Consider the following 4,813-nt stretch of genomic DNA (forward strand, 5'->3'; position numbering starts at 1 on the left):
AAGGTATTGGTCAGTTGCTTGCGGACATTGGACTGATAGCCCCAGTCATCCAGATAGCGCTTAATCAGCATCCGATTGCATTGATTTTGGCTGGGCTCCAAGGCCAGCAGGCCCTGGCCCAGGGCAAACCCCGAGCAGTTGGTGGCCGTGTTCCAGCCGGAATAGGACCGCAGCCTAAACAGGAGATTATCCTTTTTCAGCTGCTTCATCAAGGCGTTATCGCTGCCGTTGGCAAAGGCTATATCTGCTAAAGCTGCATTTCGTCCCTTGGTCACATTATTTTTTACCATATCCAGGAAATATTGGGAGTCCTTCCGGGGCTGTCCGTTGTTATACATGGGCTCCGGATCCCCTGGGTCAGGATAACCATCGGTGGTCCGTCCCTTGTAATCCGTATTTACCAAGAGAACCAGGTCAGCGTTAATCACACTGTCCGTTTCCAAAGCCCCGGCTATGAGAAGCTCATCCTTTATGGAGTTATGGATTTTGGCATCGGAAAATTTTGGTATGGTGTCCCCGCCGGTTCCCATGTTGAATTTTACATTCACATTGTAGGGCTTGCGGTCCAGGTAGGTCATTGCTCTGGTCAAAAGCAGCATTCCCAGCTCATCGATGCCGTTGGTAATCAGAAATTTGTTCTTGGACAGGCTTAAGTCCTGGGAATAGGCCGTAAGCTGCCGGGCCTCCTGGTGGGTAGCACAGAAGGGGGCATTATCGTCCTTGCCAATTACCAAAAAATTTATGGTTCCTTTTTTGGCGAAATCCATAAGGCGTTTAGTAACCTTAATATTTTTTTCTCTGCGCTGAAAGTAATCCTTGACTACATCAGCGGGAAGGGTGGCCTTTAGCCCATCGTATTCTCCCTGCTCCTCAGGTGATAGCTGGCGAATTTCACCTTGGTCCCTTAGAGCGGAAAGCTTAAATATTTTATCCCCATACTCCTGATAATAGTCCGGCTCCTCGGCACCTGCTGCCGCCCCATTCTTAGGGGTGCGCATCAGGGAGCCAAAGGCATATATCTTAACCCGTCGGTTTTCTTCCCGCAGGTCCTCAAGGCTTTCAGTCCGGGATAACAATTCCCCTTCCATTTCCTGATGGTTGCGGGAGGTCACAAGGCCGCCATATATCAGGGAGTCCGTAGAAACTACGGCCACATCAGCTTCCTGGATATTCTTTTTCACCCATCGCCAAAGCTGTTTGGTATCAGCAGCTTCCCGCAGTCCTCCCAGCATATTCTTTGGTGGCATAAGCACCTTATAACCGGCCAATTCCAGTGCTTCTGCGGACTGCTCGCAGGAGGTGGGGCGATTGTCGTGGGGGACGAACAGAATAGTTCCCTGTCCCCTTGGTTCAGCCTGGGCCCCGGCCGGGGGCATATCCCCGGTTGCTGACAGACCCAAAAATAGGGACAGCATAGATAAGATCATTGAAAGCTTTTTTTTCATAGTGGTTACTCCATTTTTGTTTACCATAATATATTGTACTCCAGGAATTATTATACATATCTATCAATTTGGATTGCAAGATGGTATTGTGAATATGTATAATCTTGATATAGGACGTGATTGTACAGCTGGTACAAAAAATTTTTCATGTAAGGAGCGAAAAGGATATGAAAGCATTAGTATTATTGGCCAATGGCTTTGAAGAGGTTGAGGGCCTGACCCAGGTTGATTTTCTGCGCCGTGGGGGTATTGAGGTTACCGCCGCATCCATTCACGATGACAAGAGGGTAGTGGGAGCCCATGGCATTGCTGTAGAGGCTGATGAATTGCTGTCCAGGGTTAATGCTGACGAATACGGTATTGTTATTCTTCCAGGTGGATTGGACGGTATGCTTAATTTAGGCGGCAGCCAGGCAGTAGTTTCCCTGATCAAGAAATTTAATGAGGCCAAAAAATGGGTGGCAGCCATTTGTGCCTCGCCGTCAGTGCTGGGGGACAATGGCTTGGTTGAGGGCAAAAATTGTACCTGCTATCCTGGCTTTGAGGATCGCATGAAGGGCGGGAAGACCTGTACCGATGAAGTGGTGGTGGACGGCAATATAATCACCAGTCGCGGCCCAGCCACCTCCATTGCCTTCGCCCTGAAGATGATTGAGGTGCTGAAGGATAAAGCAACCGCTGTAGAGGTTGGCAAGGATACATTATACATAAAGTAACCCGTCAGTTATTTATCCATGTTAATATTGTTAATTCGTAATGCTTAATGTACAAATCGGAATTCGGTATGCGGAATTTCCCACTGGTCAGTGTCTGCTGGCTGGTGGGATTTTTTTGAAGAAATATCTGTTGGCAGGTGCAGGAATTTTCTGTATAAATGTCGAAGGGGTAAGCATTGGAAAAATAAAACCTGCACAATTGGTGACGGAGGAGGTATTCCCCAGCCTTCCCCTTGCGACGCGAATGAAATGAGTTAGTCCCGTAGGAGAATGGCCGGGGATATTGTCTTTCACACGACCGAACTGCTAAAAATATTGTTTGCCTAAATTTAAATAGCTGGAAAAATTATAACTCGCGTTGCTCAAACAGATAATTTTTCCAGCTAATTTTAGTGGGCAAAAAATATTTTCTTCACGCAGCCCAGTCTATTGTTCAAGACAATTACCCCCGGCCTCTGCAAAGCCTTCCCCTCGCGACGCTAATGAGGTGTTCCCAAGCCTTCCCCCTGCGTGATGGATGAGGTATTTCCCAAGCCTTCCCCTCTGGGGAAGGGGGACCGTCGAAGACGGTGGATGAGGTGTCCCCGAAGGGAAAAGTCTTCCCCTTGTGGCGTGAATGAATTCTTGGCAAGAAAGGTGTGATATTGGTATGAATCGGTTTATGCGATGTATGGTGGCGGTCGTCTTTACGGCTTATCTGGTGCTTGGCGGCAGCTCCTGGGCCTTGGCAGCCCAGGATAGCTGGGTAATCAGCATGTATATGTGCGGCTCGGATTTGGAGTCGGAGTATGGGTCTGCCACAGGCAATCTGGAGGATATGCAGACTATACAGCTCCCCCAAAATGTAAGGGTGGTCATTCAGACCGGGGGAGCCAATGAATGGCATACCGACGGAATTTCGTCGGACAGACTGGGGCGTTATGTATATGACAGCACCGGCTTTCACGAAATTGAGCAGCTGCCTGATGCCAACATGGGGGACGTAACTACCTTGGAGAATTTTTTGCGCTTCACCAAGGAAAATTTCCCCGCTGACCATCGGATGCTTCTGTTTTGGGATCACGGCGGCGGAAGCCTTGGGGGCTTTTGCTTTGATGAGCGATATGGCAATGGATTGAGCCTAAATGACCTGCGCCAGGCCTTGAATACAGTGGAGACAGTCAATGAAGAGGCTCCGGTCTACGACCTTGTGCTGTTTGATGCCTGTCTCATGGCCACTATTGAAACTGCCAACACCCTTCATGGCTTTTCCCGTTATATGGCTGCCTCAGAAGAAATTATGCCGGGTACAGGAACGGATTATGCCAGCTGGTTTGGGGCCTTGGCCCAAAATCCGGCCATAGACGGCAGGGAGCTGGGGAAGGTCATTTGCGATACCTATCTGCCTTATTGCAAGGCCAATGAAAGTGATGATATGGCCACCCTGTCCCTCATCGATTTGAGCAAGCTGCCGGCGTTAAATGGGGCTTATGAGCGGCTGGGCCAGGAGGCCCTGCGCCAATCCCGCCAAGACCCCAAAGCCTTCTTTACCGCCTTTGACCGGGTGGCCAATAATGTGGAAAAATATGGCTATAATGAGGGGGTGGATTGGTCCAACATGATTGATTTGGGCAGCCTGGCCCAGGAGGTGGAGGGCCTCGAATCGGCTCCGGCCTTTAATCAGGCTCTTCAGGAGGCTGTCGTGTGCCGGACTGCCGGACCATATCGGCGGTACGGTATGGGGCTGTCGGGATATTACAGCCTGGATGGAATGCTTATGACCTGGCTGGATTATGATGCACTTCATGGCCGGAGCCCGGCCTTTGCCCGCCTGTATCAGGAAATGCTGTCCGGCAGCGGCGATGGGGTGCCATGGTATTACTTTGATATAGAGTCCCTTGAAAATGCACCTGTTGTCCTTGACGAGGACAATAAAGCCGCCGTTTATTTATCCCCGGAGGAGACTAATTCCATCAGCCGGGCCGCCTTTTTACTATGCTTCTATGATAACGACAACAGGCTTGTATACCTGGGCAGCGACGAGAAATTAAACATTGATTGGGACCAGGGAGCCTTTCGGGAGGATTTTGACGGAATGTGGCCGGCCTTAAACGGTTATTTTTTGCCAATGTACATCAGTGAGGTAAACAAGGATTATATTCTATATAATTCCTGTATCAAGCTGAACGGAAAAGAATGCTATGTGGATATTGCCTATGATTACGATAAAGAGGAGTTTAAAATATTAGGTGCCCAGCGTATTCTGGATAACGGCTGGGTGGACAGGGATATTATCCAGCTGAAGGCGGGAGACCGTATTGTACCGTTATTTACCGACGAGAATAATGAGGAATATTGGGGTGAGGAATTCATTTTGGATGGGGAGCCTGTGTTGCAGGATGAGCCCTTACCGGATGATACATATGCCTTTGCCTTTGAATTTACTTCTGCCCATGGTAAAACGGCATATTCCGAGGCCATTCATTTTGAGATTGTTGATGGCAGGATTACAGCAATTAAATGATACTTATTCAGTGGGAGCTTTATACGCCAGCTGAATGCAGTCCAATTGATCCAGAGCTTTGCGGACCTATTCAAGAGGCAAAGCCTATTGGTTAGTCCCATGGGAAAGTGTCCTGTAAAGCAAGACCATGGTCTTAGCTGAGCAGCTGA

The 4,813-nt window shown here is 49.0% G+C and carries 4 protein-coding genes; 3 read left to right on the forward strand and 1 reads right to left on the reverse strand.

Translation table 11 applies throughout. The annotated features are described in order from the left end of the window. On the reverse strand, positions 1–1,445 hold a 1,445-nt coding region (locus Q0Y54_RS11620; RefSeq protein ID WP_297968107.1), incomplete at its 3' end, for a DUF4127 family protein. Between the two features lie 167 nt (positions 1,446–1,612). On the opposite strand from Q0Y54_RS11620, the gene Q0Y54_RS11625 reads away from it, so the two are divergent. From Q0Y54_RS11625 to Q0Y54_RS11635, 3 genes are all read left to right on the forward strand, one after another. Continuing rightward, complete coding sequence (locus Q0Y54_RS11625; protein WP_297968110.1) at positions 1,613–2,161, forward strand: DJ-1 family glyoxalase III; 549 nt, start codon at positions 1,613–1,615, stop codon at positions 2,159–2,161. Positions 2,162–2,276: 115 nt separating this feature from the next. After that, entirely contained in the window at positions 2,277–2,414 is a 138-nt protein-coding gene (locus Q0Y54_RS11630; protein ID WP_297968113.1) for a hypothetical protein, read from the forward strand. Between the two features lie 396 nt (positions 2,415–2,810). Beyond that, positions 2,811–4,664: a clostripain-related cysteine peptidase gene (locus Q0Y54_RS11635; RefSeq protein ID WP_297968116.1), complete on the forward strand. Its 1,854-nt coding sequence runs from the start codon at positions 2,811–2,813 to the stop codon at positions 4,662–4,664. The last annotated feature ends 149 nt before the right edge of the window (positions 4,665–4,813 follow it).

Source organism: uncultured Anaerovibrio sp. (assembly GCF_947302755.1).
In the GTDB taxonomy this organism is placed as follows: Bacteria; Bacillota; Negativicutes; order Selenomonadales; family Selenomonadaceae; genus Anaerovibrio.

What these genes read in the sequence shown, in the direction of transcription:
- Q0Y54_RS11625 (WP_297968110.1), top strand. Translation starts at nt 1,613, where the DNA reads ATGAAAGCATTAGTATTATTGGCCAATGGCTTTGAAGAGGTTGAGGGC.
- Q0Y54_RS11635 (WP_297968116.1), top strand. Translation starts at nt 2,811, where the DNA reads ATGAATCGGTTTATGCGATGTATGGTGGCGGTCGTCTTTACGGCTTAT.